Source organism: Shewanella marina JCM 15074 (genome assembly GCF_000614975.1).
Taxonomy (GTDB): Bacteria; Pseudomonadota; Gammaproteobacteria; order Enterobacterales; family Shewanellaceae; genus Shewanella; species Shewanella marina.
Map to the genome: position 1 here is coordinate 33,115 of NZ_BALM01000026.1, position 26,709 is coordinate 59,823.

Below are 26,709 nucleotides of genomic sequence, written 5' to 3' on the forward strand. Positions count from 1 at the left end.
TGTCGCATGAGAATCATTCCACCTATTAAATCTATCATTTACTTTGAGGCGGCAGCGAGATTACAAAGTTTTAAATTAGCGGCAGTTGAATTAAATGTCACCCCCGGCGCTATTAGTCATCAAATTAATGCATTAGAGCAATTTGTCGCACAAAAATTATTTGTTAGGGGAAGTCGTCAGGTTAAGCTAACTAACTGTGGAATAAGATATTATTCTAGAGTTTCAGTGATATTGCAGGAGATGGAAGAGGCCACCACAGATTTAGGTGTTGCCAGTAAAAGACCATCAATAAAAATAGCTGTACCGCCTTCATTACTTAAAAATTGGTTATTACCGCACTTATTAACTTCACCGATTGATAATATAGAAAGTAATATAGAATTTATTGATACATTAGATTATCTTGATTTTGGCAAGTGTGATTTAGATCTAGCAATTAGATATGGTTATGAAACATGGGATAGCCTTTATTCCGTTTATTTATTTAATGAACAGATGATCCCAGTTTGTCATCCTGATTATTTAGAGACTAATTATATAAATTTAGAACAAGAATTTATTGATAACCATACGCTGATTTATACCAATAATAGATTAGTGCAGTGGGATGTGGTTATGCAAAATCTTGGTTTAATTAGAAAGTCATGCCAGCGTAAATTAATATTTCAAAACTCAATTCAGGCGATAGAGGCTGCATTACAAGGTGCTGGAGTTGCTTATATTAATCGTACTTTAATTCAAAAAGAGTTAGCGACGGGCCGACTTATACAGCCTTTTAATATTGAGATGCCTGAACATAAGTCACCCGCGTATCATTTAGTCAGTACCTATGAGCATATGCAAGATAGTTCAACTGCTGCGGTCTATCAGGCGATTTTGAGTTTTTGTAAGCCGATGCGATTAGTCACATCATCTGCCGTTGCCACGGCATAATAAATGACGCAATAAAATAAAGGCCATTAACGTTATCATTAATGGCCTTTATAAGCTGGAGCAAGATTCTATTATTGATGAATACTCATCATCATTGCACCTTTCGGTGGAGTGAAAGCATCCATCGTTAATTCAGGACCAGTGTATTTTTCAATCACCACTAATGAAGAGTTAGGCGCGCAGCCATTGGCTAAGCGCGAAGTGGGAATGTCGCTGGTTAATACGTTGCAATTACCATTTTTACAAATGTCGTGCTGTTTATCCATGTTGAGCCATGCCCCTTCATGGACACAAACGGTGCCTTGCTTAATACCATCTGTGACTAACGCGCCAGTTAAAATCTTACCTCGGCTATTAGAGACGCACACAAGATCGCCTGACTCAATTTCATGAGCTTTAGCATCATCTGGATGGATGATGATAGGTTCTCTATCGGCAATGGCGTACTGTTTACGCAAGCGTGAATAGTTGAGCTGACTGTGTAATCTATCTGCCGCATGAGAAGTAATTAAGTGCAGCATGTTGGGATTATGATTTTGTTGCCATTCAGTTGGCACTAACCAAGTAGGGTGGCCGGGACAATCATCATAGTGGTAGCTTGCAATGGTTTCAGAAAATATCTCGATTAAGCCACTTTCGGTGCCGAGAGAGTTCATCATTGGATCTTGGCGGAAGCTTTCATAAGTGACAAATTTAGCACTCTTTGGATTCCATTTCATGGTCAATATTTCATGCTTAACCCAGAAGTGCTCAAAATCAGGCATGTGAACACCTTGGGCATCAGCCATTTTTTTAGCGCGGTTATAAAACTCTTGAAGCCATTGAATATCGGTTTTATTTTCACGGTAAATTTGACGACCATTTTTGACCAATAACTCTGCTAAATCGGCAAAGACATCCATATCGTTACGAGACTCAAATAGTGGTTCAACAATCTTCTGCATCGGCACGATATTTTGATTACTGTAATCTCCCGTCATGGTCATATCATCACGTTCATATGAGGTCGTAATCGGTAACACGATATCAGCATAACGAGTCGTAGAGGCCCAATAAGGATCTGAGACTACAATTAATTCAGGTTTTTGCCATGCTTTGATTAGGCGGTTGAGGTTTTGATTATGGGTAAATGGCGAACCACCGGCCCACCAAATCATCTTGATATTAGGCCATTTTTTAATGGCACCATTATTTTGATATTCTTCACCAGGATGCTCAAGGGCTTCAATAATTGAGCCGACAGGAATGGTATTTAAGGCGCCGCCCATATCCCAGTTATTAGCACCGGCGGTGGCTTTATTAATGACAGGTGAAATGGTTGGCAGAACGCCAGCAATACGGGTTGGATTACCACCATTAGCATAGTGATACGACAGACCAAAACCACCACCAGCAAGGCCAATTTGACCAACCATTGCCGCAAGCGTTACGAGCATCCAGTGGCGCTGTTCACCATATTGTTGACGCTGCATGCCCCAACCAGCCATCAGCATGGTTCTGTTTTTACAAAATAGCTCGGCTAATTGTTCTAATTGACTGGCTGGTACTTGGCAGATCTCTGCAGCCCATTGTGGTGTTTTAGCAATACCGTCACTTTTACCCAATAGATATTGTTCAAATTTAGTATAACCAACGGTGTATTTTTTTAAGAAAGCTTTATCGTGTAGATTATGTTTGACCATATGGTAGGCAATGCCTAGCATCATCGCCACATCGGTATTTGGAATGGGGGCAATCCACTGCGCTTTATCACCAAAAAAGTCAGCTGTTTCATTACGTAATGGGTCAATAACCAATATTTTTTTATTGGTTTTTTTCAGTTCGTTAAAGAAAGCTAAGCCACTTTCATCAGAACTGGTCCAAGCAATTCTTAAGGTATTAAGTGGGTTGGCGCCCCAAATAACCACCACATCACTCGATTCAAGTACGACAGGGAATGCTGTTTGCTGGTCATATACCGCAATTGAGCCTACCACGTAAGGCATAATGACTTGCGCTGCACCAGTTGAATAATCACCAAAGTGGCTAGAGTAACCGCCAGCCATGCCCATATAACGACTCAGTAGCGTTTGTGCTTGATGAAGAACACCGCTTGAACGCCAACCATAAGAACCCGCATAAATGGATTCGTTGCCATATTTTTTACGAATACGCATGTGATGCTGATGGATTAATTCCAATGCCTGTTGCCAGCTCACTCGAACAAATTCGTCATTACCACGGTTACCATCGGGTTGCTCAGGGTTGGCCAAATAGCCTTTACGCACCATTGGGTATTGCACCCTTGCTTGAGTATAAACTTGATCATGCACGACAAGTTGTAGCGCATTAGGCATATTAGATGGTAAGGCGCCAGTAGAAGATTGAATACCTTGTTCATTAACTTTGACAATAAGCGGTCCCCAGTGCGCCGCATTGATAATGGAACGGCCTGGCATACCTTCAGCAAAAGAGGTGACAGGGATTAAGCTCGATATAGTGAGGCCACAAGCGGTTAAGCCGACCCCTTTAATAAAATCACGACGAGAGAAATTTTGCATAACTAAACCACTCTATTTATGGATAGCGTTGTATTGGTAATATGAGGTTAATAATTGCAATTGAGCTTGGGTTAAATCGGTTCTGCCTCCCATACTTTTAACCACTGAAGGCCATGCGTTAACAGACATTTGAGTAGGTACTGGTGCGGCGTGACAAACAGAGCATGATCTGTCTTTGAGTTGAGCTGCTTCAGTCCATAATTGTTGTTGCTGAGCAGTGACTTGATTAGGTATTTGGGCGGTTAAGGTGACAGAGTGCCATTGATTGCCATAGGCATCCGTAAAAGCTTTACCTGTTTTAAGTGCTTTTACACCATCAGCATTAAGTGTGGCCAATACAATACGTTGCTTAGCACCTAAAAAGATGACTTGGTTATTACCAGCAGGTTGTACTCCAGAGATCTCAATTTTTAGTTGTTGACCATTTTTGGATAATTCAGTTAATGGCGCGCAATATGAATAGTACCTACGTTAGCAAGTGTCATATCTGTCATCGGATAAACGGTAGTATTGGTTGAGGCAACCGCGGCGCCAGAGAGCAACATGGTCAGTAAAAGAAGCGATGGTTTCATAGAATGCCTATCAATGATGGAAGTGGATACATGGCAGTTAACCGATGCTGTATTCCACTAAAAGTTGTATCAATATCAGGATATTGGAACGATCAATGGCATCATTCAATGAGAATTTTATTAAATAAAGTCAATGGTAATAGGTAATCTTTAACGGGGAAGATGAGAGCTTTGTCACGCTTAAAATATCGGTAGAGTGGTATGGGAAATCGCCGTGTTATAACTGCAAATGATTAACTTCACTTCATTAATTTACAATATCGTCTTACTTATTGCAGTTGGGCAAAATCATGACAGCAATTTATCACGGATTGGATCATCGGATTACTGCTATTAGGTTTAATGACTAAACCAATAGCTTGTTTAAAACGAAAGTGATTAATTGGTTTTAAACTTAATTCAGTTGATTTTTTAATTTCATCCCAATCCGGAACGAGTGCGGCACCAACCCCTGCGGTGACCAATGGCCAAGCATAATCTAGGGTACGAATATTAGCTCTGACTGTAAAACTGATCCCTTGTTGTTGCATTAATTCCTTTAGCTGATCCAATGCTTTACAAGGTTCGCGGTTAATAAACGGTAATCCAGCTAGATCGCTAATCTTGATGGTGGCTTGATGGGCTAACGGCCAGTGTTGAGGAAGGGCGAGTTGATAGGTGTCTTGCCAAATAGTAACAAATTGGTCGCTGCTACTCAGCGCGCTAGAGGACATAAATTTAGCATCACAAGGTTCATCTGGGTCAACTAAGGTTAATTCTAGATTTTCGATGTGTTGCGCTAAATATTGCAGTAATCGACTCATTCGAATTGCGCCCATTGAGCGCATAATGCCAAGTCTTAATGGGGTGGTGAATGTTTGCTGCTGGAATTGCTGCATGATCTGTTTTTCTTGCTCTATTAACGCTTTAGCTTTGGGGTATAACTCAGTCGCAGCGGGGGTTGGCAATACGCCGCGGGCATGACGGATAAACAGTTGGCAATGAAGAGATTGTTCCAAGGTCTGAATAGCCGAGCTAATTGAGGGCTGTGAAATAAAGCAATGTTTTGCTGCTGCGCTCACACTGCCTTGCTCATATACGACTAAAAAATATTTTAGTGCACGTAACTCCATCGATACCACCCTTGTATATGCAATATATAGCGATAGTTATTAAGCTATAGTCTTAGTCTATACATAACATAAAAATAACATATTTCACATTAAGCCATATAATTATTAAGGTTATTGCTGTTTATTTTCTATTCAATATTGGCAGGAAACAGCATGAATTCGATCAATCCCTCAAACGTTATCGTATCTGATCAACCAGAACGTTCACACCTCGTCGTTAACAATCATGATGTGGCTAGCATGTGTCTACGTTACGGTTATAGTGATGAAACCCAAGCTATTATCAATAATGAAAATTTATTACCAGCAGGGGTATTAAGTCGGCTTCATGCGTCTTTTCCACAACATTCAGGTTTTTTAGAAGATAGGGGGTTTCTGTTTACGGGGAAAGATCACTACACAGGCCTATCTGGTTTTCGTGAGGTCTGTGCAGTCCTAAAAGAGCACGGTATTGAGATAGGTAATATTGCCGAGCGTGAATTATTTGTTGAGGTATACCGCTTCTTAGCGACCAAACATACTCTAAACAGTATTAACTGGGATGACTATATTAATGATTCAGTATTTCAGTTGGTGTTTCCGCAGCCAAATATGATAGCGGCCGATGCCACCCAAGCTTATTTAGCAACAGAGTCAGCTGAGCAGCGCAGTCAAATTGCTATCGATTATATGGCGCGCACTAATCCCCATGATGGTAATCAGCAACTCAATAAACCTTGGTTTAAGAATGAACAAGGGGAATTAGAGATTCTGGATGGTAGTCAGCATAAATATCCGCAATGCCAATTAGTCTTTGATAAAACCACCCAAAACTGTTTTTCATTTTGTACTTACTGTTTCCGCCATGCGCAGGTACGTGGTGATGAAGATATGTTTATTCAAAAAGATATTCAGCAATTACATGAGTATCTGCGACGTCATCCTGAAATTACCGATATATTAATTACCGGCGGTGATGGCGGTTATATGCCAGTAAGTCGTTTACGCCAATATGTGAAGCCATTAATTGAAGATCCAACACTGCTACATGTTAAAAATGTACGCCTTGCTACGCGGGCACTGACATTTCAACCGGAACTCGTATTGACTGAAAAATACAACGGCATGTTAGAGCTGTTTGATGAACTGCGAGACAACGGTATTCAATTAGCGTGGATGGCACATTTTTCAACGCCGCGTGAATTATTAAATCCAAGCACCATTGCTGCTATTCGTCGCTTACAAAATCACGGGGTTAATATTCGAAGCCAAAGTCCAATTATGCACCATATCAGCTTGTTTACTGATGCACAGGGCAATGTTGATGTTGAGCGCTCAGCGCAAAATTGGATAGATTTAGCGACCGTACTTGGCATGTTATGTCTTGGTTTCCATTCCATGTATTGTGCTCGACCAACGGGAGAGCACCACTATTACACTGCGCCATTGGCGGATATCGAGCGTATTTTTAATCTTATTTACCGCTCATTGTCATCAATTAACCGTCCATCTCGTCATATTTCAATGACCATTTCAGCGGGCAAACTCGCTATTTTAGGCACATCAATTATTGGCGGTGAGAAGTGCTTTGCACTGCAGTTTACCGAGGCTCGTAATATGGTGTGGATGGATAGAGTCTTTCACGCTAAATACGATGAGCAGGAAAATAAGATTGATCTATTAACTCCACTCGACACTGATAAGTTCTTTTTTGAAGACGAATTAAAGCAGATTGAAACTGAGCTAGAAGCGGCCTTAATGGCGCATATGTAGGAGAGTGACTGCATGATAGATAAACGTATTGCCTCCGTTGCAGAGGCAATTGCCGATATTCAAAACGGAGCCACCATTATGGTCGGTGGTTTTGGTGAGGCAGGTAGTCCGATTGAGTTACTGCATGCCTTAATTGACCATGGCGCAAAAGATCTGACGGTTATTAACAATAATACTGGCAGTGGTCATGTCGGCTTAGCGGCTTTAATTAAAAACCGCCAAGTCAGTAAGATGATTTGCTCATTTCCGCGTACAGCCAACTCGACGGTGTTTCCAGAGTTATATCGTGCTGGTGATATTGAATTAGAACTCGTACCACAAGGCACATTAGCTGAACGCATTCGTGCTGGTGGTGCAGGTATTCCAGCATTTTATACCGCAACGTCAGTGAATACCCCTTTAGCGGACGGGAAAGAGCATCGCAGTTTTAATGGCAAACAGTTTGTTATGGAAACGGCGTTAACGGCTGACTTTGCGTTAATTAAAGCATTGCAAGCAGATCGATATGGCAATTTAATTTATAACAAAACGGCGCGTAACTTTGGCCCGATTATGGCGATGGCCGCCACAACGACAGTCGTGCAAACCGCTGAATACGTTGAGGCGGGTTCAATTAATCCAGAACATGTGGTTACACCGGGCATTTTTGTTAATCGCATTGTGACCGTACCCAATCCCGTTTATGAGTCTGATTTAGTGGCAGCCAATAGGAGTTACCCATGAACTCAAGTGTAACCAATAACATTGGCTGGACAAGGCAACAGATGGCGCAGCGGGTAGCACAGGATATTGAAGATGGTTCATACGTTAATTTAGGTATCGGTATTCCTGAACAAGTGGCGCAATATATTCCCGCAGGGCGAGAAGTCATTTATCACACTGAAAATGGCCTGTTAGGTATGGGGGATACGCCAAGTGAAGCGGAGCGTGATCCAGAGTTAATCAATGCAGGCAAAAAGCCAGTAACAGCCATTGCTGGGGCGGCTTATTTTCATCATGCAGATAGCTTTGCCATGATCCGCGCCGGCCATATTGATATTTGTGTGTTAGGCGCAATGCAAGTATCAGAGCAAGGTGACCTTGCTAATTGGTCTACAGGTGCCAAAGATGCCATTCCTGCTGTTGGCGGCGCAATGGATCTTGTAGCTGGGGTTAAGCAGATATTTGTGATTAGCCAACACACCACCAAAACAGGTGTTTCTAAAATTGTGCAATCTTGCAGTTATCCATTAACCGGTAAAGCGGTGGTGAGTCGGATTTATACTGATTTAGCGGTGATGAAAGTGACTCAAGCAGGGTTAAAAGTGGTCGAGTTAGCTCCAGGTGTTGATTGGGATTATTTACAAGCACGTACCGACTGCAAACTCGTATAGTTGGGGAATTTATGAGACAACAAACACAAGCAGAATTATATGCCCGAGCTAAGCAAGTGATGCCGGGTGGTTGTAGCCGCAATACTATTTTACGCAAACCCCATCCCGTTTACGCTAAAGCAGGTAAGGGCTGTTATATTGAAGATATTGATGGTAAACAATATATTGATTTTGCCAATAATATGGCATCACTGATACATGGTCATGCTCATCCACAAATTACTCAAGCCGTTACCGAACAATTAGCTAAAGGCAGTGCCTTTACCTTTGCAACAGAGGTCGAGATTGAGTACGCCGAACTGCTTTGTCACCGTAATTCAGCCTTTGAGAAGCTGCGTTTTGTTAACTCAGGCACAGAGGCGGTAATGAGCTGCATTAAAGCTGCACGTGCTTATACGGGGCGTAGCAAGATTGCCAAAGTTGAAGGAGCCTACCATGGTTTATATGACTTTGCAGAGATTAGCCAAACCGCTAATCCCCATAATTGGGGTAACGCTGAGCAACCGCAAAGTGTGCCCGTTGCTTACGGCACGCCAGCAGGGGTGCTTGATGATGTGGTGATTATCCCCTTTAATGACCCCGAACTAGCGCTACAAATCTTAAATCAATACGGTGATGATATTGCCGCCATTATTGTTGACCCGCTGCCGCACAGAGTCGGCTTATTTGCGGCATCAGATACGTTTATTCATACGTTAAAGCAGTGGACACAGCAGCAGGGAAGTTTACTGATTTTTGATGAAGTGATCAGCTTTAGAACTGAATTTGGCGGTGCGCAAGCACACTATGGCGTTACGCCAGATTTAACTGCGTTAGGTAAACTCATTGGTGGCGGATTTCCAGTTGGCGCTATTACGGGCAAGCGTGAAGTGATGCAAGTGATGGATCCGCTATCATCGTCTGTGCGTTTCCCACACTCAGGTACTTTTTCAGCTAATCCGATCACCATGACGGCGGGGTTAACGGCGATGCAGCTGTTTGATCAAACAGCAGTCACTAAGCTTAATCAATTAACTACAACCCTAAAATCACAGCTTGAACAGGCGATTGCTAATGCCGATGTTCCCGTGTGTGTGACAGGAAAAGGCTCGATGTTACGGCTACATATGCAAGCCAATACGCCACAAAATTATCGTCAAACTTACCTTAGTCCACTGCAAAGCCAAATAAAAGATCGCTTACTTGATTATTTGTTTGAGCAAGGCTTTGCCATGATCAATACCTGCTCGTTAACGTTATCAACTGCTCATCGTCAGCAACAGATTGATCAGTTAAGTGATGCTGTTGAGCAAGGCTTAAAGCAGTTAAAACCGATGTTTAGTCAACAAGAGGCCAGTTAATGCAAGCTGTATATATTTGTGATGGAGTACGCACACCTATCGGCCGTTATGCTGGTGGCCTCGCTTCAATTCGAGTGGATGATCTCGCCGCATTGCCATTAACCGAGTTAATGCAACGCTATCCGCAAATTGATTGGAACCAATTAGATGACGTCATTATGGGTTGTGCTAATCAAGCTGGGGAAGACAACCGTAATGTGGCGCGAATGGCAGTATTGTTAGCAGGATTACCGCAAAGTGTCCCCGCAGTAACCGTTAATCGCTTATGCGGCTCAGGTTTAAATGCGGTAGGTGATGCAGCTAGAGCCATTGCTACAGGTGAGGCTCAGCTAATGATTGCCGCGGGTGTTGAGGGTATGAGCCGCGCCCCATTAGTGATGGCTAAAGCCGAGCAAGCATTTGGTCGCACTCAAACTCTATTTGATACCACCATGGGGTGGCGTTTTGTGAACAAAAAACTGGCCAAGCAATATGGGGTGGAGGTGATGCCGCAAACTGCAGAAAACTTAGCTGACCATTATAATATCAGTCGCATAGCGCAAGATAAGTTTGCTTTTGCCAGTCAAACCAAAGCCGCAGCAGCAATAAAAGCAGGGCACTTTGAGGCTGAAATCGTACCCGTGACGATTCCTGTTCGAAAGGGCGAGCCGATAGTTATTCAACAAGATGAGCATCCAAGGCTTACCTCACTCGAAAAACTGGCTCAGTTAAAACCACTATTTGCAGGCGGAACCGTGACGGCGGGGAATGCCTCTGGTATCAATGATGGTGCCGCTGCGGTATTACTGGCATCTGCAGCGATGGTTGAGCAATATCAATTAATGCCTAAAGCTAAAGTGTTGGGTATGACGACTGTTGGTGTTACCCCGTCAATGATGGGCATTGGCCCAGTTGCCGCTACTCAAAAATTACTGACAAGGCTTGGCTTAACATTGGCCGACATGGATATCATCGAACTAAATGAAGCTTTTGCTGCACAAGCATTAAGCTGTATGCAGCAGTTAGGCATTAGTGAAGATGATACTCGAGTTAACCCTAAAGGTGGTGCGATTGCACTTGGGCATCCGCTTGGCATGAGTGGCAGCCGATTAGTGATTACTGCTATGCAACAACTGCAACGTAGTCAAGGGCGTTATGCGTTATGCACCATGTGTATTGGCGTTGGTCAAGGTATCGCAATGGTATTGGAACGTGTCACAGACTAAATGCTGTTTATTATAAATTGCTAATAAGGAGGTTGGGTTTAAGGTCAAATTAACAGGTGCTAATTGAGTAAATAATTAAATGCATTAAGGTTGATCTAAAGCATGTGTGTAAATTGTTAAGTGAGAGTCTCATCATATGTGAATGTTAGTAAGTTTGTAAAAATACAAGCGCTAATAAATTCAGTATTAGTAATATAATTATAATACAAGGTTTACGGATGAAGACTTCATATCAATTAAGCGCCATTGCTGGTGCAATCAGTACAATTTTTGCTACGTCAGCGCTAGCTGCCCCTCAAGTCGCAGTTTTTGATTGTAATGCGGCAGATTTAACGCCAATTTATGCGGTGCAAGGTGACTCATATAAAAGCCCGATGGTGGGGCAGACCAAAACAATTAGAGGCATAGTTACTGCTAAAAATGAAAGCCTATTTAAAGGGTTTTACTTGCAAGATGCACAAGGTGATGCCAATCCCGCTACGTCTGACGGTATTTTTGTTTATACCGACAAATTGGCGACTGACAATATTAAGCTAGGCGTTGAAGTATGTTTGCAAGGCCAAGTGGACGAATTTTATAGCCTGACACAAATGAAATTAGCATCCAGTGCAGATTATCAAGTGTTAGATCAAGCGACAGAGCTAGCTGCTACGCCAATCGTGGTTAATGAAGGCGAGACCTTAGCGCAGGCACTTGAGCGTTATGAAGGCATGAAAGTGGTTCTCGATCATAATAATGAGCTGGTGATTACACGTTCATTTAGTTATGACTACGGCGGCAAACGCAACAATATGGTGGTATCACACCAAGCACCATTAATGAATCCAACTCAGCTACACCCAGTATTGTCTGAAGCAGCCATTGCCGCTAAAAAATTTAATAATGACAACCAGTTATTTATTGAAACAGATGCAAAGCCCGATAATGGTGAAGTGCCATATTACGCCGACTTTAATGCGCAAGATGGCTATCTTCGTATTGGCGATAAACTGGTGAACTTTGAAGGTGTAATTGGTTATAGCTATGGCAAATACCGTTTTGTCGCCACCAATAATATCAGCAAAGCAGACATCATTAGCGGTAATGACCGTACCGATGCACCTGCGATTGCCAACAAAGGTGATATTCGCGTTGCCAGCTTTAACGTATTAAATCTATTCAATGACGCAGTTGGTGGTGATAAGAATCCATTAGAGAGTAACCGTGGCGCCAAAACCGCTGAAGAATACCAGCTGCAAAAAACAAAAATCGTGAATGCGATTATCGCGATGAATGCTGATATTGTTGGTTTAATGGAAATTGCCAATAACGGTTATGGTGAGAACAGCGCCATTGCTGATTTAGTGCGCACACTTAATGCTGAACTGCCAGCAGAGCAGACCTATCAGTTTGTTGAAATTAGCGATGCTGATAAATATAAAGATAAATTTATCGGCTCAGATGCCATTGCCGTTGGTATGTTATATCGCTCAGCGAAAGTAAAACTAGCCGGCGCAGCACAAGTGATTGCGATGCCAGAGCAACATGTGGTTGCAGGGCAAATAACCCGTACCCTTGATGGTGTGACCGAAACTAATCCAGAAGCTATTGATAAATACCAGCGCCATAGTTTGGCACAAAGCTTTAGCTACAATGACCAGCCATTAACGGTAGTCGTAAACCATTTTAAATCTAAAGGTTCACAGTGTGCTGAAGACTGGTTAGATGATGGTGATGACGCAGATATGCAAGGCAGCTGCCCACAGTTTAGAGTGTCAGCGGCCAAAGTATTGGGTGATGCATTAAAAGATGTGGTGGGGGATGTGTTAATTATTGGCGATACCAACTCATATGCGATGGAAGATCCTATGATGGTATTAACCGGTGATGACTTAACCCAATCAAGCCGTAAAATTTATAGCGCATCATGGACCAGCATTGGCGGCACCAGCTATGAACACAAGGCAGTTTAGTTGAACAAGGCTATGGATATACCAACCTTGTCAGTCACTTTAATGATGGCAAAGGCTACTCATATAGCTATAACAGCGAGATTGGTAGTTTAGATCATGCACTCGCTAACGACAGTTTAGTTAAGCGTGTAGTGGCGGTAGAAGACTGGCACATTAATGCTGCTGAATCTAAATTATTTGAATATGGCAGCAAATATACAGGTGATCTTGCTAAGTCAGAAAATGCCTTTTCATCATCAGATCACGATCCTGTGATTGTGGCACTGAATTACAGCAAAGCCCCTGTAACTGATGAAGATAACGATGGTGGCTCACTTGGTTGGTTAGCGTTAATGGGACTGGCTTGCACGGCAATGTTACGCCGTAAGTTTCGTTAAGCAGCTAATACGTAGATAAGCGTTAACGACTAAAAGAGGCGTAATGCCTCTTTTTTGATATTTGGTAATTAACTTATTGAGGCGGTATAAATTATTTTTATAGATAAGTTGTTATATGTTTTTGCTCACATGTTCCCTTTTAAACTTTAAATATAATAGTACGTTGATTGGCGTTGATAAGTAATACTTCATATAAAGGGATTGATACATGAAGAAAGTAATATTAGCTTTTACCTTATTAATTATTTCAGGTTGTTCAAGTAATGGTTTAACAGCGTTAAAACCAATGCCTGCAAATTTTGATAAGCAAATCGTACTCACAAATGATACAAAGCAAACCGAAAATGTGCGAGATATTGTGACCACTTGGATGGTGACAAATGGTTATGATGTATCGAAAGAAACAGCAAATCCAACAGCTAAATTAGCTGATAATCAGGTGATGTTTGAATTTAATGCTAATTGGTGGTGGGATATGGCTACCTATATGCGTTTTGTTAATTTAGATGTTACAGACAACCAAGGAAACAAGGTGCTGAACTTGATTTTGATTCTGTACGATATGGTGGTTTTGATAAGTTTGGTAATGCAGAAGAAAGGCTTAATTTGATTATGAATGTCTTTTTTCAAAAGATATCGGTACAAGATGCTGAACGTCAATTAGAGCATGGTAAAGATAAAAACGTTAGCTTATAAATAAATGATTATTTGAGTGATGAGATTAATGCTGTTTGTTTTTTTGCTCAATAGGCGGGTAATAGTTCAAAAGACACTTAGAGGTGTCTTTTTTCATTTTACAGGGAGGGTGGGACTTGAGCCCGCGTCCAGAAAGCCAACATGATTTGATAGTTGCAACCAAACCTTATCGGTCAATAAAAGAACATTTTGGATTGTAAGTTATTGATATTAGTAAATTTTAGACAAGAAAAAAGACATCCGAAGATGTCTTTGTTCTTATAATTGGTGGAGGCGGCGGGACTTGAACCCGCGTCCAGAAAGCCTACATTTTATCAGCGCCGTTTGAAAACAAAGACTTATAACTAAATCAATTAGTTAAGTAAGCCATGTTTGCCTATGTTGCGCTAAAATCCCCCCCTCTGTCGCCACTTTGTCGCCACTAATCAAATCAACTTGATTCACAGGTTATTGATTCAGTTTCTGGGGCGGGAACTGAACCCGCGTCCGTATGGCTAAAATTGTGCTTCACATAAAGTATATTCGTTCAGGTATTTTAAGGCTAATAATTGGGCGTTTTCCAATAAGAAGTTCCTTTAGCCAAACCGTTATATTTATTTTCAGGGTACATTTCCAGTAGAATCTGACTACTATCGCTACCTATAATTGCAGTGGATCTAATCCAATCTGTAAGGTAGGTATTAAAATTAGGATGGATAAGTCTTCTACTTACGTAACAGTCTGCAGCAGATCTATAAAAATGTCCTAAACAAACAATTAGAGCACCAACGGTCCTTTCTTCGATACTACCAAATTCTATGAGTTCATAACCCATATCTTTAAGACTTTCTTTATCTATACCATAGCGACAGACTGACCAATCAGCACTAATATTTACCCCAGTATGATTAATTCCATTATCAAAAATTTCTAATAGTTTAGAACGTACAAGAGAATGAATGTCTTCAGCGTCGTTATGATTTTTAGAGATTATGTGTCCTTCGACATCAATCTCTTTACGGTTGTATTCGCTATCAATAATTTCAGTTAAAGCTTCTCTTATAAATGAATCTAGATTTGTTGGAGTCTGTATTTGTTTTTTATATGCGGTAATCAATGCGTGATAGGTTGGATAGCCAGCTTTTTGGGAAGCTAGATCAAGGGCTTCAGAATGTGGAATATTTAGGTTTTTTTTAAGTTTTTTAGCTGATTTTTTTACGTTTTCGAAAAACGTTGAGGTAATGTGCTTTGACATATCTTATTTCTCCAAACGAGATTATTCAGTAATTCACCCCTAATTTCTGTAGTCTCATACATTGGTTTATAAGATAAGTTGAGTAATGATTTTATTTGGTTCTCGAAAGAATTCGCCTAGTTGGGGTGGGCAGGCTTCCAATAAGCTGCGGCAAATTTAAATCAGTCTTACATTTATGTCAATACATTTGTATCATTCGTATCAAGAACTTAGGTGTTATCACTTAAATATATTCTTTCTGTGATAATCCAGGTATTCCTTTTTTGGTGCATTTTTTCGGGATACCTTTAGCTTTTTGCCATCAAATGGGGCGAGAAGAGCTGATAATGTGGAGTCATGCTTTACCTGGTCAGAAAGCACTAAAGCAAGTTTGTCTGTGAAGGTAATGAAGCCAGTATCAAATAGCTTATCATGCAATACACATAAAGATATTCCATTGGCGGGGTCGAGTCTGCAAGTCTTATCCTTAGACCATGGGATGATGTGTGAGCCAACAAGTAGAGCACGTGTGTTGATGCCACAAATTCCGCATTGGTTTTCGTAGTTGTTTTTCACTTGGTTTGAAAATGAGGCTTGTTGTGCTCTTACTTTTACTACACTCACTTGGTCCTCGACAGTATACGAACCAGTTTGAATGAGCTGAAGTGCTTCAGTTGCAGCAATGGGGTCATACTCATCTTGATTTATTTCAGATAACGCAATAATTTGGCAAAAGTCATTTTTAGTGATTTGATTCATGCCATATTGGTTAAAGAAATACTCCCAAGAGTCTGGCGTTCTATCTTTGAAATCCCACTGATAATCTTCTAAATCACATGGGTGAAGATGTGATTTAAACGGGTATGGCGATAGGATTTTAGCTTCAACTCTTTTTTCTTCTATTTCACCAAAAGAATTGATCGGACCTATCTCGCCCGCCCCAAAGAAGTAAAACTTACCTGTTTCAGATGCTTTACCCGGTCTACGATATAAGAACAAATCTCCAGCTCTTACTTTGCCAAATTTGTTGGTTTGCCAACGGTACTGCAGGAAGTCCGCATCACCATGGTTAGAGTCTGAACCTTTGGTATCCAGAATAAAGTAGCGTGTGTCAACATTCTGTAGTTGAGTGTTAAAGAGTTCTTGGTAATTCATGTCATACGTAATCTTTTAGTGATGACGTAATATATCATTTTTACGAGTATAGAATTGGGCTTACTCTAATGTTTGGTTAACAAATAGTAGTTAGTTTGACTTATATTATTGCCCTATAAAAAGGTACTTTCATTGATTGATAAATAAGAGCATGTACTTTTATTACGTGATACCTGTTATGTCCTTTGGTGGCGCTCAATATTCTGTGACATGATAATTTAGTAGCTTGCCTGTGGATGGGTAAGATCAAGTACAATTTATTATTTTATAATAAGTATTTGTTTAATTAGGCTTTTCATTGGAATGGTTACAAATAGATGCTTTTGTGATTGCAGGGTTATCAATTATATCAACGCTTCTTTATCTAACGTGATGATTATCACGCTTTACTCATTGATTCATTTTCTTGTTAGCTTGCTTGCTATTATCGGTCAACTGACGCTCATTTTATTATGGGTGTCATCATGATAAATATTGATTATAGCTAATAATAACATAAACTTATTGTTTTATGTGAGGTGGTTCACACTTTATGTCTATGCTGATTTTTTCTGTTTACGAGGGAGTATTATCTGTTTGAGGATATCTGCAAGTGTGTGGGTGTCATGATAAATATTTTCAGTGAAAGGAAAATAAATGGCAATTTATGAGTTGTTCTCATCAAGACAAAAAAAAGCTCGTGGTGATGTTCCAGATGTTTATCAGTATAAAGAAATTCCAAATAAGCTAAGAGTTCAAATTATACATATTATTAAAGCAACTATTGGTGTGCGAGAGAACAACTCGCATTTTGGTGGGCCTACAGCCTCTCAGGTTGCCTATCAAAAAATACACGAGATTTTATGTAAAGAGTACGGTGTTTTTTCTTTGTCAAAGCAACAATACAAAAGTGACTTTGAGGCGGTTTATGATTACTTTTTGCAGTCTAAAAACGTAGAAGAATGCTTGGATATTATAGAGCTGACATTTAAGTATATAGAATTATATATAAAAGAGAATCAATATCATTTTACGCATGATTGCGGTACTACACAAAAAGCTGATGATGCAATTGAAGAGTTAAATAATAGATTTAAAGAGTCTGCTGTTGGATATGAGTATCTCTCAAGGGAAATTGTAAAAATTGATTCTCAATTTATTCATAGTGAAGTAGTTAAACCTGCTCTGATGATATTGCAAGGTGATAAAATATATAATGGTGCAAGAGATGAGTTCCTTTCTGCACATTCTCATTACCGTAACCAGCGGTACAAAGAAACGTTAGTTGATTGTTTAAAGTCATTTGAAAGTATGATGAAAGCAATATGTGATAAACGAGGTTGGCAGTATGGTAAGACAGATACTGCCAAGAAACTGATAAATGTTTGCATAACTAATAATCTAGTCCCTGACTATATGCAAGAACAGTTTAGTCATTTTAGAGCATTGCTTGAAAGTGGTGTCCCAACTGTTCGAAATAAGGAAGGTGGTCACGGGCAGGGGGCTGAAATAAAAAGTGTTTCAGCAACTATGGTTAGTTATACACTTCATTTAACTGCAGTCAATATAGTATTTTTAGGTGAATGTGAAAAAGAACGTTAATAAATTCTTTAAAGTAACAGCTAACGTTTGGCATTTCGGATTGGTTAAGACCACTGATTAAGGTGGTCTGCTTTGATGATGTTATTTCCTATGATTTAAATTTAATTATTAATAATGCCTTGTTTGGTATATATAAAGTGCTAATTGATTAATATAATTGATATATCATACTGTTAATGTTACTAAATTCTTGAAAATCAATCTTTTTAATCGATTGTAATATTCCATTTGATTCTGAAGTTAAGTTAATTAAATCTTTGGTGTTCTCTTCTGTTTTTGAAAAAATATCAATACCAATTATATGCTTCATTTCATTGTTGAAATTGTTGATTGAATCTCTGTCGTTATTATTTAAATTTTCAAGTTTTAAATTTCTAGTGTTATGATATGTTTTTATCATTGCTTTTATTAGGTTGTCTTTATTTGTTATATGTAGCTCATGTTTATGTAGATTAATTTTAAAGTTATCGCTAAATGAAGTTAATATCATTTCGATAATGAGTTTGTTAGTCGGTTTTTCTAAGGTTAATGGCTCACTTTTTTCATTTTTTGAACAAAAAAAATGTTAATTGTTCTAATACTTGATGTAGTTGGTTTAGCTGTTTTTTTACCATAAAAATATTAAGGCTTGGAAATGCTGTACCATAATAGATGGATCCATTGTCTTGAACGGCATCATTGAATTCAATATACATATACGCTGACAGACAGTATATGTCATGTATTAAATTATTTATTTTTCTATTACAAAGTTCATTTTTTTCGAAATTGGAGTTTAGATATGTTATCTCTTTATTTATTGCTTCGAAAAATTTTATAAAAAGATTAAGTTTAGAGTTTTTATCAAAAATAGAAACGGTATAGTCTGTGTTTTTATAACTGTTGTCATAGAATATGTCTTTATATAAAGTGCGTTTGTATTTCATTTCTAATTGGTTTAATACGATACCCTCTATTTCAATACAGTTTGAGATAAATGCGGCTAAATGTTTTTCATGCTTTTCAAATGCTATAACTTCTAATTGTTTAGCTGCTAAATATTTTTGATCTGCAGTGACCTTTTCTTGTAGAGTCATAATTTCTTTATGTTGTTTGGCTATATATAATAAAGTGAATACAGTTGCCATTGCAGATACAAAACCAAAAACACCAGAGATAAATGAGCCAAAATTTCCCCATTCAGCATTGTCACGTGATAGTGGAATTGGGAGAGTAAAGGGGAAGTCAGCATAATAAAAATTAAAAAAATATGCTAAAAGCATTAGTACTGAAAATACAATTGTTGTAGAAAAACCGTAAATTATCCATTTGGTTATTTTGTTGCTCATTTAATTTCTACCACTTCACATTAATTAATGGGTTTTTGGTGAGGGCGTCGTCAAGGTGGTCTGGGCTGAAGTGGGCGTACTTCATGGTGTCCTTGATGTCGGCGTGGCCAAGTATGCGCTGTAATACCAAAATGTTGCCGCCGTTCATCATGAAATGGCTGGCAAATGTATGGCGTAGTATATGGGTCATTTGTCCTTCAGGGAACTCTAGTTTTGTGCGCTTTATCGCACGTTGGAACGCTTTGCGGCAGTCTGAGAATAGGCGGCCACGTTTTCTTGGTATCTGTGCTGCGAGTTCTGCAGTGATGGGTACGGTGCGGTTCTTCTTGCCTTTAGTCTTGATGAAGGTGATGCGGTTGTTGGCAATTTGGCTGCCGGTCATCTTTTCGGCTTCAGACCAACGGCAACCTGTGGCTAAACAGATAAGCGTGACGGTGCGGACATCTTTGTTTTTTGAGTTGGCACATTCGTTCAATACTAATGGGATTTCTTCGGGATAGAGGAAGCCCATTTCTTGATCCGGTATCTTGAACGGTGGAAAGCCTTCTAACGGGTTCGGGCCAGCCCATTCACCTAAGCGTTTGAGTTCAGAGTAAACTGCGAGCAAATACGATTGTTCAATATTGACCGTACGGGCTTTGACTACTTGTTTGGTACCACGTAAATCAGCTACTTCACCATCTAATCGTAACTGACGATAGTTGGCCCAATCATTAATAGTGAGTTTACTGGCAACAGGATTGCCGAGTCCTTCACAAATTAACTGCAGTTTGCGCTTTCTACCGCCACCATCATTAAGTTGGCGGCCATGTAATTCATACCAACGCTCACATAACTCAGATAAATAACGGGGATCGTCTCTTTTGCCCAGCCAGGTTTATTTTCCACAATACGCATAGTGAAATTTTCAAATGCTTGGGCTTCACCACGTGTGGCAAACCATTTGCGAATGCGTTTACCCGAGCGACCGGTTGGATAGCACTCGCATAGCCATGGTTTATCACTGTCGTCTTTGAGGTTACGTATTGCCATAATCGTTAGTCGTCAAAACAGTGTTGTTTCAGAGCTTCTGTTTGATATTCTAGCTCAGGGAAAAGAGTTTGTTTATTAATACCACAATAATCTAATTCGTTTAATATTTGTTGTTTATGATTAGCAGGGATTATTATTTCAGTAATCGCAGATGTAGAAAACTTTAAATAATCAAAGTTTATAGTATAGTTGTCTATAATTTTCCCCATGTGTATTGTGAAACATCCATGTTGTGCTTTTAATCTTGAGTTTATCTTGGGAGGAATATATATTGAAAATTCAGGGATGTTAGAGTGAAATTCTTGTTTTTCAATGTCTTGTGGTTCATTTGTGATTGATAATTGTTTTATTGAAGATAGTAAGGAGTATGTTTTAGCATCATAATTGATGTCAGTTTTATTTAAATCTATAAAGCGATCATTTGATATGGCACTGAAATATAAATTATCATTTCTAGATAATAATTGAATTTTTTGGAATAAGTCGAATTCATTATGTGAAGTAATAATGGCATTTTCTAGACTGTATTTATTCAGTGAATGTAGGCTATGTTTATTAAATGCTTCTAAACAAAATACTTTACCTTCTTTATTAGTTTTTGTCCTCCCTTCACATGCAAAGTAAATTGCGACTAAAAGATTGGTTGTCCAATCTAATAGCCTTGTTGGAAGACCGTAGTGCTGAGCATATGATAGTAGTTCTAAGTTTGTTTTATATTTATCTTTTGCTGAAGGTTCTTCTATGAGAAATTTATCAATTAAAAGTGCTTCGTTATAATATTTACCTGATTCGTTTGGTCGCCATAGGGAGGGTAATAATTCATATGATGCGTCATTTTGCCCTCTAAAAAGCAATTTTTCGTTAGTTTTGTAAAATTCAGAACTCGCTTTTATTTGGGTAATTGCGTGGAAAATATCCGCCAGTGAAGTTATTCGCCCTTCGAATATATTTCTTTTTGTTGTAGAAAAAACAGATGTCATGATTGATTTCATTATACGGCTTCCAATACGGCGGTGACTTTGCCTAATACCTTGGTGATGTCAGTGTTGATCGGGTATCTCTCATTATCATCGAAATAGTACACGTTACCATCTGGTAGTAAGCGGAGTTCTGCTATTTTTTTAGAGTTATTAATAGAGATTAGATATCTACCGTTAGTAACGGTATTCTCGCTTGAATCAATAAATAACATTTCATTTTTGATCTGGATAGCATAATCACCATCATCAATATTGATGTTATATATAGCCAAAAAATCAAAGCTTGTTAAATTTTGCGATTGTTTAGTTAATTCACCATTTTCAATTTTAAATAGATCAATCTTGTTTGTAGAATATGATGTCGTACGTTCAGATAATTCATTTGACTTATCAAAGCGAGATAGATCAACTATTGAGTCATCGTCGTTAATTCCAAAGCATAAATATTCCATCGGTACGCCAGTTGCCAAATGAACTCTAATCAGAATTTCATATGGTGTACTATCACGTGTCATCCATGTTGAAAGCGTTCCCTGTGTCACTCCGAGTAAGTCTGCAAGTTGAAGCCGATTACCTACACCAAACAAATGGATCAATCTTTTTATTATATTTTTTCCTCCTTGATATTCAGGGGGTTGATTCAAATCAATCATAAAATCACGTTTATGCTTATTTACAAGGTAAGTCATATGGATTATATTCCAATTCGTACGAATTATTTATTTATCTAAATATCACGCAATATCTGCAAATATTGCGCACTTGAATACGAGGGTATCACAAATGACAGCGATTACAGTGCAAATTGCATCCCCTTATGTGACATTTGAGCAATATGAACAAATGTCAGGTATCAAAAAGGGCATGATTCAAAAGATGGTAGCTGCAGGTCGGTTACCTATTCGCCCCAAAGAATGTAAGAAAGAAAAACCATTAATCAATATGTTAGCGTTATTTAATGAAGCCGCTGATATGAGCGAACGCTACTATTATCCCCCTTGTAAATAGCCATTCTGACGTCATTCATTTGACGTGCAGAGTGTAGCAATATGAAAGATCACGGCTATGTATAACGATGATTTGAATAAACACAAAGCAGAACAACCGTATGTGGCGCGAGCATTACGTCAATTTGCATTGAGCGAAACACTGAGTGAGCTGGCTGTTAAAAGTAAAATAGCGGCGCAGATGTTACGTAATAAGTTGCTGTTGAATCAGCCACATCAATTGACGGTACATGAGTTGGTGCGTATCACCAAGGTCAGTGGCAATCGTGCCATTGTTGATGGCATTTTGCGTGAGCTTGATTGCTTGCCCTCAGTCAGACAGTCGGTGAGTGCCGATGAGGCCAAGGTGCCATTAACTGAGCGAGCATTAGAGATCAGCACCAATGCCGGGGTGTTAGGAAGCATTGCGCTCGATATTAAAGCGCAAAATCGTGTGACCGAACGCACCCGCAACAGTGCCGTGAGCCGCGCGACGGTGGTGTTTAATGAACTTGCGTTGTTTATTCATGATGTAGAGCAGAAGTTTCAAGCCGTTCCTGTGCTGAGCGTAGCCTCAGACACCTTGCAAACCTTGCCAATGCCGGGCATGTAACTGGCATTGCAAATAAGAAAGGAGGGCCACTTTATGGCTGCCACCTCTGTTCAACCTGTCAGTTTGCCCCACGCTGATTCGGGCGTCTACCATCTTAGATATATGCGAGCCATGCTCGGTAAATGTGCCATTGCCAGTGCTTATGATCGCATGAGTGATGCGCAAAAAGTGATGGTACTGTATGGCGCGAAACTGTCTCCCCATCACTATTTACGTACCGCATTTAATGCGTTTGATGATGAACAACGCGAACAATTACGCGTCACCTTGATCCAACTACTCGACATTGCCCAATTATTTAAAGGTAAGCCCATCGGGCGTGGTGATGTTATTCCGCTAAAACGGCCTGTGGCTAAACCGCTTAAATCGCCTGCATCCCCCTTTCATTATTCTTCTCCCAAAACATTGATATGCCAAGGTCACAATGACGACTTACTTGCAGATGTCAGTTCGGTCGCGGCTGAACTCGCCGCTGAAAAGGCATTGCCGCGTAGGAGGGGATATGCAAAGTATTAGCCCGATGATTAGTCATGTGTCGATTAATGCCTGTTTACGTGATGAAGCTAACCGCGCCATTGTCGCGCTGAACAGTGGCTTGATATTGCCCGTAGTAGCCGAGTCTATCTTTGAAGCGTTAATTGGCATTGCCGAGCAATTACAGTTACCTATTCGTCAGCGTTTACATGTGCGCCTTGTGGCGATTCGCAATCATATTGAAGTCAGTGGGGTGTTGTTATGATGGATTACCTCACCGTTGAGCAATTAAACGCAGATGCTCAACCTTATATGGCGCCGTTTTATGCGCACCAATGTCGATTGTGGTTGTTTATTGCTAAAACACGGTTACGTCATGGGGCGATAGTTGATGCCCTGAATGCTTACAGTATTAGTGCCACCTATGCCGAGCTTGCCATGCGCATGCAAGGAGCCCGCTATGGATGATAACCCATCATCGTTTAATCGTTATCCTTTTGGGGATGGCGCACCCTCTCTGAATGCTCGCCCACCATGTGCGGATGAGCGTATGCAATGCCAGCGACGCCGCCGCATTGAAGATATTGAACAAGCGCAAGCATTAGGGTTATCAGTCAGTGAGTATTTGGAGGATGTATGCAATTAAACGTACCCCATCAATGTGAAATTAATGTGTTGTGCGAAGTGGAGTGCAGACACTGTTTTGTGACTTACCAAATACCTGCAGATATTCATTTTAATCTGAATGATATTCAGCAGCGGCTACGCGATGCAGGCTGGGTGAGTTATGAAACTGAATATGAAATTGTGTCAGCCGCTTGCCCCTGTTGCCTTGAACAAGTGCAGCGTGAACAAGCGCTAGAACTGTCATTTGAAGAAACACACAACATGCCACTGTAGTGGAAATATGCCAGCAAGCCGAGGTTGATACCTCGGCTATTTTTGTTTCATACGCAGCTAAAGCTGATTTACGTTGGGCATACAAACAACTTGAACAAGTGCCAGATGATGTGGCGGTTAACTTATTTAAGGAGTATGCAAGGCGGCATCGACAGCGGGCGCGTTCTGCCAATATTTGGTTGCGTCGACGTGTGGCTGCTATGCAGTCAATGTTGCATCAATTCCCTTTGCCATTATGGCACCTCCAAACTGAAATCAGACGTACAGCCATTGCAACCGAATGGGCTGACCGCTGCGCCAGTGTATTGCATCAAATGACGGAATTTGGCCAGACTCAAGTAGATGCTGTTGTGTTGCTGCGAGCCGTTAAAGTACCGGCAGACCAATGGGGATTTGAACCCGTGATGCCTTGTTTATATGACTACGAACAACGTAAACAAACGGGTGAGTTTGAACAAGATAATGGATTTTATGATTTAGTGGCGGGGGCGATTGCTCGCTTGGTGGATGAGCAATGGTGGCGGCGCCAATTAGAAAAGTGTTGGTTACGTTACCAAGAACATGCCGCCATTATCACCGGCAAAGTGAGGCGGGGTGTGTCTGCTTATGTGTCACGCCATTGTTTAGCCGAGTTCAAACAAAAACAAGCTGCGGCGCAAGCCTGGTTAAACAGTATGTACGCGGTGAATGAAGATGAGTCGTTAGAGATTTTGTTGGCTGATGCCGTGGCCAGTTCAATGTCGAATCCCACCAACCGCCGCGCTGAGCTAATGGTGAGGTTGCGTGGATTTGAAGAGCTTGCTGATGATATGGGCTATTGCGCTGAGTTTTATACATGGACGGCACCGAGTCGTTATCACTCATGGCGCAATACCAAACAAGGCAAATGTGTGGCTAACAATAAATATGAAGGGGCAAGCCCACGGGATACCCAAGCTTATTTACGGCAACAATGGGCCAAAGCGCGAGCCAAACTTGCCCGTGAGGGGATTGAATATTTTGGTTTTCGGGTAGCAGAGCCTCATCACGATGGCACGCCCCATTGGCATTTATTGCTGTTTATTCACCCGAAGCAGTTGCGGCATGCGCGTAGCATTATGCGCCGTTATGCACTTGAGCATGATAAACATGAACTCGCGATGCCACGCCGTAAGCGGCCGATGAATCATCGCGGTTATCGAGCTCGATTTGATTTTAAGATTATTGATCCTGAGCAGAGTGCCACGGGTTATTTAGCCAAATACATTGCTAAAAATGTGGATGGTGAAGGGGTTAGTACCGACTACGAGGCTGAAAGCAGTGGTAAACATGGGGCTGAGGGCGTGTTGGCTTGGGCATCCATGTGGGGCATTCGCCAGTTCCAACAAATAGGTGGCCCACCCGTGACGGTATGGCGAGAGCTGCGGCGATTGAGTGAGCCTGTGAATGATTCAGCCATTATTGAACAAGTACGGCGAGCGGCAGATAGCAGTAATTGGCGTGGCTATGTGATGGCCATGGGCGGCGCTTGTTGTAAACGGGCAGACAGACCGGTGCAACTTGCCAAGCAAATGGACTCGACTAACAGTTATGGCGAAATCATGGGCCGAGTGAAAGGGGTGTTTGCTGATACTCAAACTATATTAACGCGGCGCGATGGCTGGACGATTAGCAAATTCGGTTTAGCGGGGGCTTTTGATTTTAAAAGCAGCGACAGCTGCGCACCTTGGAGTACTGACAATAACTGTACGCACTTGATGAAATTGCCCATTAATGATGCCAAATTCAGGCAAACCCAGCAGCATTTGCAGTTAGATGAGATGGATTTATTCTGTTTACGCGCTGGCGCCGTATTACAAGAAGGAAAACAGCAGCTGCGGCTACGCAGTGATCCGGTATTAGGGCCCCAATTATTGATTAATCGTGTTGAGCCGCCAGGGTGGCAAGCAGTGGAACGCGCCATTGAAGATGAATTAGCGCAGCAACAGCAATTGCGTGAGCAGCAAATACGGCAAAGTGCATGGCAAGTTTATCTTGATGGTGCTGATGTGTTGCAGTGGTGGCAATCATTTAGCTCTAATGAGCAGTCCACCGCGTTGGAACAACTTAAAGATGTGTTAGCGCTTGTGAAACAAGAGCGCTTTGAATTGCAGCAGTTAGAAATCAGGCGCCAGTTTAAGCGCCATGGCACTGTCAAAAATTAAGTTCTTGTTGCAGTTGTTTGCGCTGGGCGGGGCTGAGTGCTTTAGCTAATTCGCTCACCAAAGCTGTTGTAGTTTTGGCTGATGGACTGAGTGTGTGTGAAAAGGTGAGGTTGGCGACAAAGGTGTGACCACATTCAGGTTCAGTGCATGAACAATATAAATCGGCATAACCTAAACTGAGGCGATTACTCTTATTGATATGGGCTCTATTTCCGCAGACTGTACAGAATACTCGCATGGCGTTTCTCCCATCAGATGACCTTTATTATTATAAGCTAAAGTACTGTTTTTATAAACAGGTATCAAAGTGTAACGAATAGGCTTTTCATATCGTTGTGTTGTAACTGTCACAAATGGTGATAGATATAAATAATATATAAAAATAATTTTATATATTTTAGTTATATGAATA

General features: G+C 40.7%; 30 protein-coding genes. 18 read left to right on the top strand and 12 right to left on the bottom strand.

Annotated features, from left to right (window positions below):
- The first annotated feature begins 6 nt into the window (after positions 1-6).
- Positions 7-933, top strand: coding sequence for a LysR substrate-binding domain-containing protein (locus JCM15074_RS16140; protein WP_025822433.1), 927 nt, complete (start codon positions 7-9; stop codon positions 931-933).
- Between the two features lie 71 nt (positions 934-1,004).
- Here the strand turns inward: JCM15074_RS16140 and JCM15074_RS16145 are convergent, their stop codons facing one another.
- From JCM15074_RS16145 to JCM15074_RS16160, 4 genes are all read right to left on the bottom strand, one after another.
- Complete coding sequence (locus tag JCM15074_RS16145) at positions 1,005-3,473, bottom strand: molybdopterin guanine dinucleotide-containing S/N-oxide reductase (RefSeq protein ID WP_025822435.1); 2,469 nt, start codon at positions 3,471-3,473, stop codon at positions 1,005-1,007.
- Between the two features lie 12 nt (positions 3,474-3,485).
- Positions 3,486-3,881, bottom strand: coding sequence for a hypothetical protein (locus JCM15074_RS22670; protein ID WP_506344840.1), 396 nt, complete (start codon positions 3,879-3,881; stop codon positions 3,486-3,488).
- Between the two features lie 32 nt (positions 3,882-3,913).
- Positions 3,914-4,045, bottom strand: coding sequence for a hypothetical protein (locus tag JCM15074_RS25310; RefSeq protein WP_267880194.1), 132 nt, complete (start codon positions 4,043-4,045; stop codon positions 3,914-3,916).
- 269 nt (positions 4,046-4,314) lie between these two features.
- Positions 4,315-5,157, bottom strand: a complete 843-nt coding sequence (locus JCM15074_RS16160; RefSeq protein ID WP_025822439.1) for a LysR family transcriptional regulator — start codon at positions 5,155-5,157, stop codon at positions 4,315-4,317.
- A gap of 153 nt (positions 5,158-5,310) precedes the next feature.
- Here JCM15074_RS16160 and JCM15074_RS16165 point away from each other — a divergent pair, with 153 nt between their 5' ends.
- The 8 genes from JCM15074_RS16165 (at position 5,311) to JCM15074_RS22680 (ending at position 13,766) form a co-directional block, all read left to right on the top strand.
- The gene (locus JCM15074_RS16165; RefSeq protein WP_025822441.1) at positions 5,311-6,909 is read left to right on the top strand and encodes a hypothetical protein; all 1,599 of its coding nucleotides are present in this window, start codon (positions 5,311-5,313) and stop codon (positions 6,907-6,909) included.
- A 12-nt stretch (positions 6,910-6,921) separates the two neighbouring features.
- A complete protein-coding gene (locus JCM15074_RS16170) occupies positions 6,922-7,632 on the top strand; it encodes a 3-oxoacid CoA-transferase subunit A (RefSeq protein WP_025822443.1) in 711 nt (236 codons plus the stop codon).
- Positions 7,629-8,282 (top strand): 3-oxoacid CoA-transferase subunit B, encoded by a 654-nt coding sequence (locus tag JCM15074_RS16175; protein ID WP_025822445.1) that lies wholly within the window; start codon positions 7,629-7,631, stop codon positions 8,280-8,282. The genes JCM15074_RS16170 and JCM15074_RS16175 overlap by 4 nt, the downstream gene beginning before the upstream one ends.
- 11 nt (positions 8,283-8,293) lie before the next feature.
- Positions 8,294-9,622: an aspartate aminotransferase family protein gene (locus JCM15074_RS16180; protein ID WP_025822447.1), complete on the top strand. Its 1,329-nt coding sequence runs from the start codon at positions 8,294-8,296 to the stop codon at positions 9,620-9,622.
- Positions 9,622-10,827 (top strand): 3-oxoadipyl-CoA thiolase, encoded by a 1,206-nt coding sequence (gene pcaF / locus JCM15074_RS16185; RefSeq protein WP_025822449.1) that lies wholly within the window; start codon positions 9,622-9,624, stop codon positions 10,825-10,827. The genes JCM15074_RS16180 and pcaF overlap by 1 nt, the downstream gene beginning before the upstream one ends.
- Positions 10,828-11,045: 218 nt before the next feature.
- Positions 11,046-12,779, top strand: a complete 1,734-nt coding sequence (locus JCM15074_RS22675) for an ExeM/NucH family extracellular endonuclease (protein WP_051536933.1) — start codon at positions 11,046-11,048, stop codon at positions 12,777-12,779.
- Between the two features lie 131 nt (positions 12,780-12,910).
- The gene (locus JCM15074_RS25030; RefSeq protein ID WP_051536934.1) at positions 12,911-13,156 is read left to right on the top strand and encodes a GlyGly-CTERM sorting domain-containing protein; all 246 of its coding nucleotides are present in this window, start codon (positions 12,911-12,913) and stop codon (positions 13,154-13,156) included.
- Between the two features lie 208 nt (positions 13,157-13,364).
- A complete protein-coding gene (locus JCM15074_RS22680; RefSeq protein WP_234400258.1) occupies positions 13,365-13,766 on the top strand; it encodes a hypothetical protein in 402 nt (133 codons plus the stop codon).
- Between the two features lie 627 nt (positions 13,767-14,393).
- On the opposite strand, the gene JCM15074_RS16200 is transcribed toward JCM15074_RS22680, so the two are convergent.
- Positions 14,394-15,086, bottom strand: coding sequence for a hypothetical protein (locus JCM15074_RS16200; RefSeq protein WP_025822451.1), 693 nt, complete (start codon positions 15,084-15,086; stop codon positions 14,394-14,396).
- Between the two features lie 219 nt (positions 15,087-15,305).
- Positions 15,306-16,220, bottom strand: a complete 915-nt coding sequence (locus JCM15074_RS16205; protein WP_025822453.1) for an HNH endonuclease — start codon at positions 16,218-16,220, stop codon at positions 15,306-15,308.
- A gap of 636 nt (positions 16,221-16,856) precedes the next feature.
- Here JCM15074_RS16205 and JCM15074_RS16210 point away from each other — a divergent pair.
- Positions 16,857-17,801, top strand: coding sequence for an abortive infection family protein (locus JCM15074_RS16210; RefSeq protein ID WP_025822455.1), 945 nt, complete (start codon positions 16,857-16,859; stop codon positions 17,799-17,801).
- A gap of 542 nt (positions 17,802-18,343) precedes the next feature.
- Here JCM15074_RS16210 and JCM15074_RS16220 read toward each other — a convergent pair.
- Genes JCM15074_RS16220 through JCM15074_RS16235 form a run of 5 tightly spaced genes read right to left on the bottom strand, consistent with a single transcriptional unit; the run spans position 18,344 to position 21,794 of the window.
- The gene (locus JCM15074_RS16220; protein WP_025822459.1) at positions 18,344-19,129 is read right to left on the bottom strand and encodes a cytochrome c family protein; all 786 of its coding nucleotides are present in this window, start codon (positions 19,127-19,129) and stop codon (positions 18,344-18,346) included.
- A gap of 7 nt (positions 19,130-19,136) precedes the next feature.
- A complete protein-coding gene (locus tag JCM15074_RS25680; RefSeq protein ID WP_444544580.1) occupies positions 19,137-20,000 on the bottom strand; it encodes a phage integrase in 864 nt (287 codons plus the stop codon).
- On the bottom strand, positions 19,889-20,161 hold the full coding sequence (locus JCM15074_RS25685; RefSeq protein WP_234400260.1) for a hypothetical protein: 273 nt from the start codon (positions 20,159-20,161) through the stop codon (positions 19,889-19,891). Before JCM15074_RS25685 ends, JCM15074_RS25680 begins: the two co-directional genes overlap by 112 nt.
- A 5-nt stretch (positions 20,162-20,166) precedes the next feature.
- Complete coding sequence (locus JCM15074_RS24070; RefSeq protein WP_025822461.1) at positions 20,167-21,153, bottom strand: FRG domain-containing protein; 987 nt, start codon at positions 21,151-21,153, stop codon at positions 20,167-20,169.
- The gene (locus JCM15074_RS16235) at positions 21,153-21,794 is read right to left on the bottom strand and encodes a helix-turn-helix transcriptional regulator (RefSeq protein WP_159105307.1); all 642 of its coding nucleotides are present in this window, start codon (positions 21,792-21,794) and stop codon (positions 21,153-21,155) included. The genes JCM15074_RS24070 and JCM15074_RS16235 overlap by 1 nt, the downstream gene beginning before the upstream one ends.
- Positions 21,795-21,924: 130 nt before the next feature.
- Here JCM15074_RS16235 and JCM15074_RS16240 point away from each other — a divergent pair, with 130 nt between their 5' ends.
- Genes JCM15074_RS16240 through JCM15074_RS22690 form a run of 8 tightly spaced genes read left to right on the top strand, consistent with a single transcriptional unit; the run spans position 21,925 to position 26,297 of the window.
- Positions 21,925-22,149, top strand: a complete 225-nt coding sequence (locus JCM15074_RS16240; protein ID WP_025822465.1) for a hypothetical protein — start codon at positions 21,925-21,927, stop codon at positions 22,147-22,149.
- Between the two features lie 57 nt (positions 22,150-22,206).
- Complete coding sequence (locus JCM15074_RS16245) at positions 22,207-22,740, top strand: phage regulatory CII family protein (protein ID WP_025822467.1); 534 nt, start codon at positions 22,207-22,209, stop codon at positions 22,738-22,740.
- A 33-nt stretch (positions 22,741-22,773) separates the two neighbouring features.
- Entirely contained in the window at positions 22,774-23,256 is a 483-nt protein-coding gene (locus tag JCM15074_RS16250) for a hypothetical protein (RefSeq protein WP_025822469.1), read from the top strand.
- On the top strand, positions 23,243-23,479 hold the full coding sequence (locus JCM15074_RS16255; protein WP_025822471.1) for a hypothetical protein: 237 nt from the start codon (positions 23,243-23,245) through the stop codon (positions 23,477-23,479). The genes JCM15074_RS16250 and JCM15074_RS16255 overlap by 14 nt, the downstream gene beginning before the upstream one ends.
- Entirely contained in the window at positions 23,476-23,682 is a 207-nt protein-coding gene (locus tag JCM15074_RS16260) for a hypothetical protein (protein WP_025822473.1), read from the top strand. Before JCM15074_RS16255 ends, JCM15074_RS16260 begins: the two co-directional genes overlap by 4 nt.
- Positions 23,675-23,860, top strand: a complete 186-nt coding sequence (locus JCM15074_RS16265; protein ID WP_025822475.1) for a hypothetical protein — start codon at positions 23,675-23,677, stop codon at positions 23,858-23,860. Before JCM15074_RS16260 ends, JCM15074_RS16265 begins: the two co-directional genes overlap by 8 nt.
- Positions 23,851-24,114, top strand: a complete 264-nt coding sequence (locus JCM15074_RS16270) for a hypothetical protein (RefSeq protein WP_025822476.1) — start codon at positions 23,851-23,853, stop codon at positions 24,112-24,114. Before JCM15074_RS16265 ends, JCM15074_RS16270 begins: the two co-directional genes overlap by 10 nt.
- Positions 24,114-26,297, top strand: a complete 2,184-nt coding sequence (locus JCM15074_RS22690; protein ID WP_025822479.1) for a replication endonuclease — start codon at positions 24,114-24,116, stop codon at positions 26,295-26,297. Before JCM15074_RS16270 ends, JCM15074_RS22690 begins: the two co-directional genes overlap by 1 nt.
- Here JCM15074_RS22690 and JCM15074_RS16280 read toward each other — a convergent pair.
- Positions 26,287-26,535, bottom strand: a complete 249-nt coding sequence (locus tag JCM15074_RS16280; RefSeq protein ID WP_025822481.1) for an Ogr/Delta-like zinc finger protein — start codon at positions 26,533-26,535, stop codon at positions 26,287-26,289. The genes JCM15074_RS22690 and JCM15074_RS16280 overlap by 11 nt on opposite strands.
- Between the last annotated feature and the right edge of the window lie 174 nt (positions 26,536-26,709).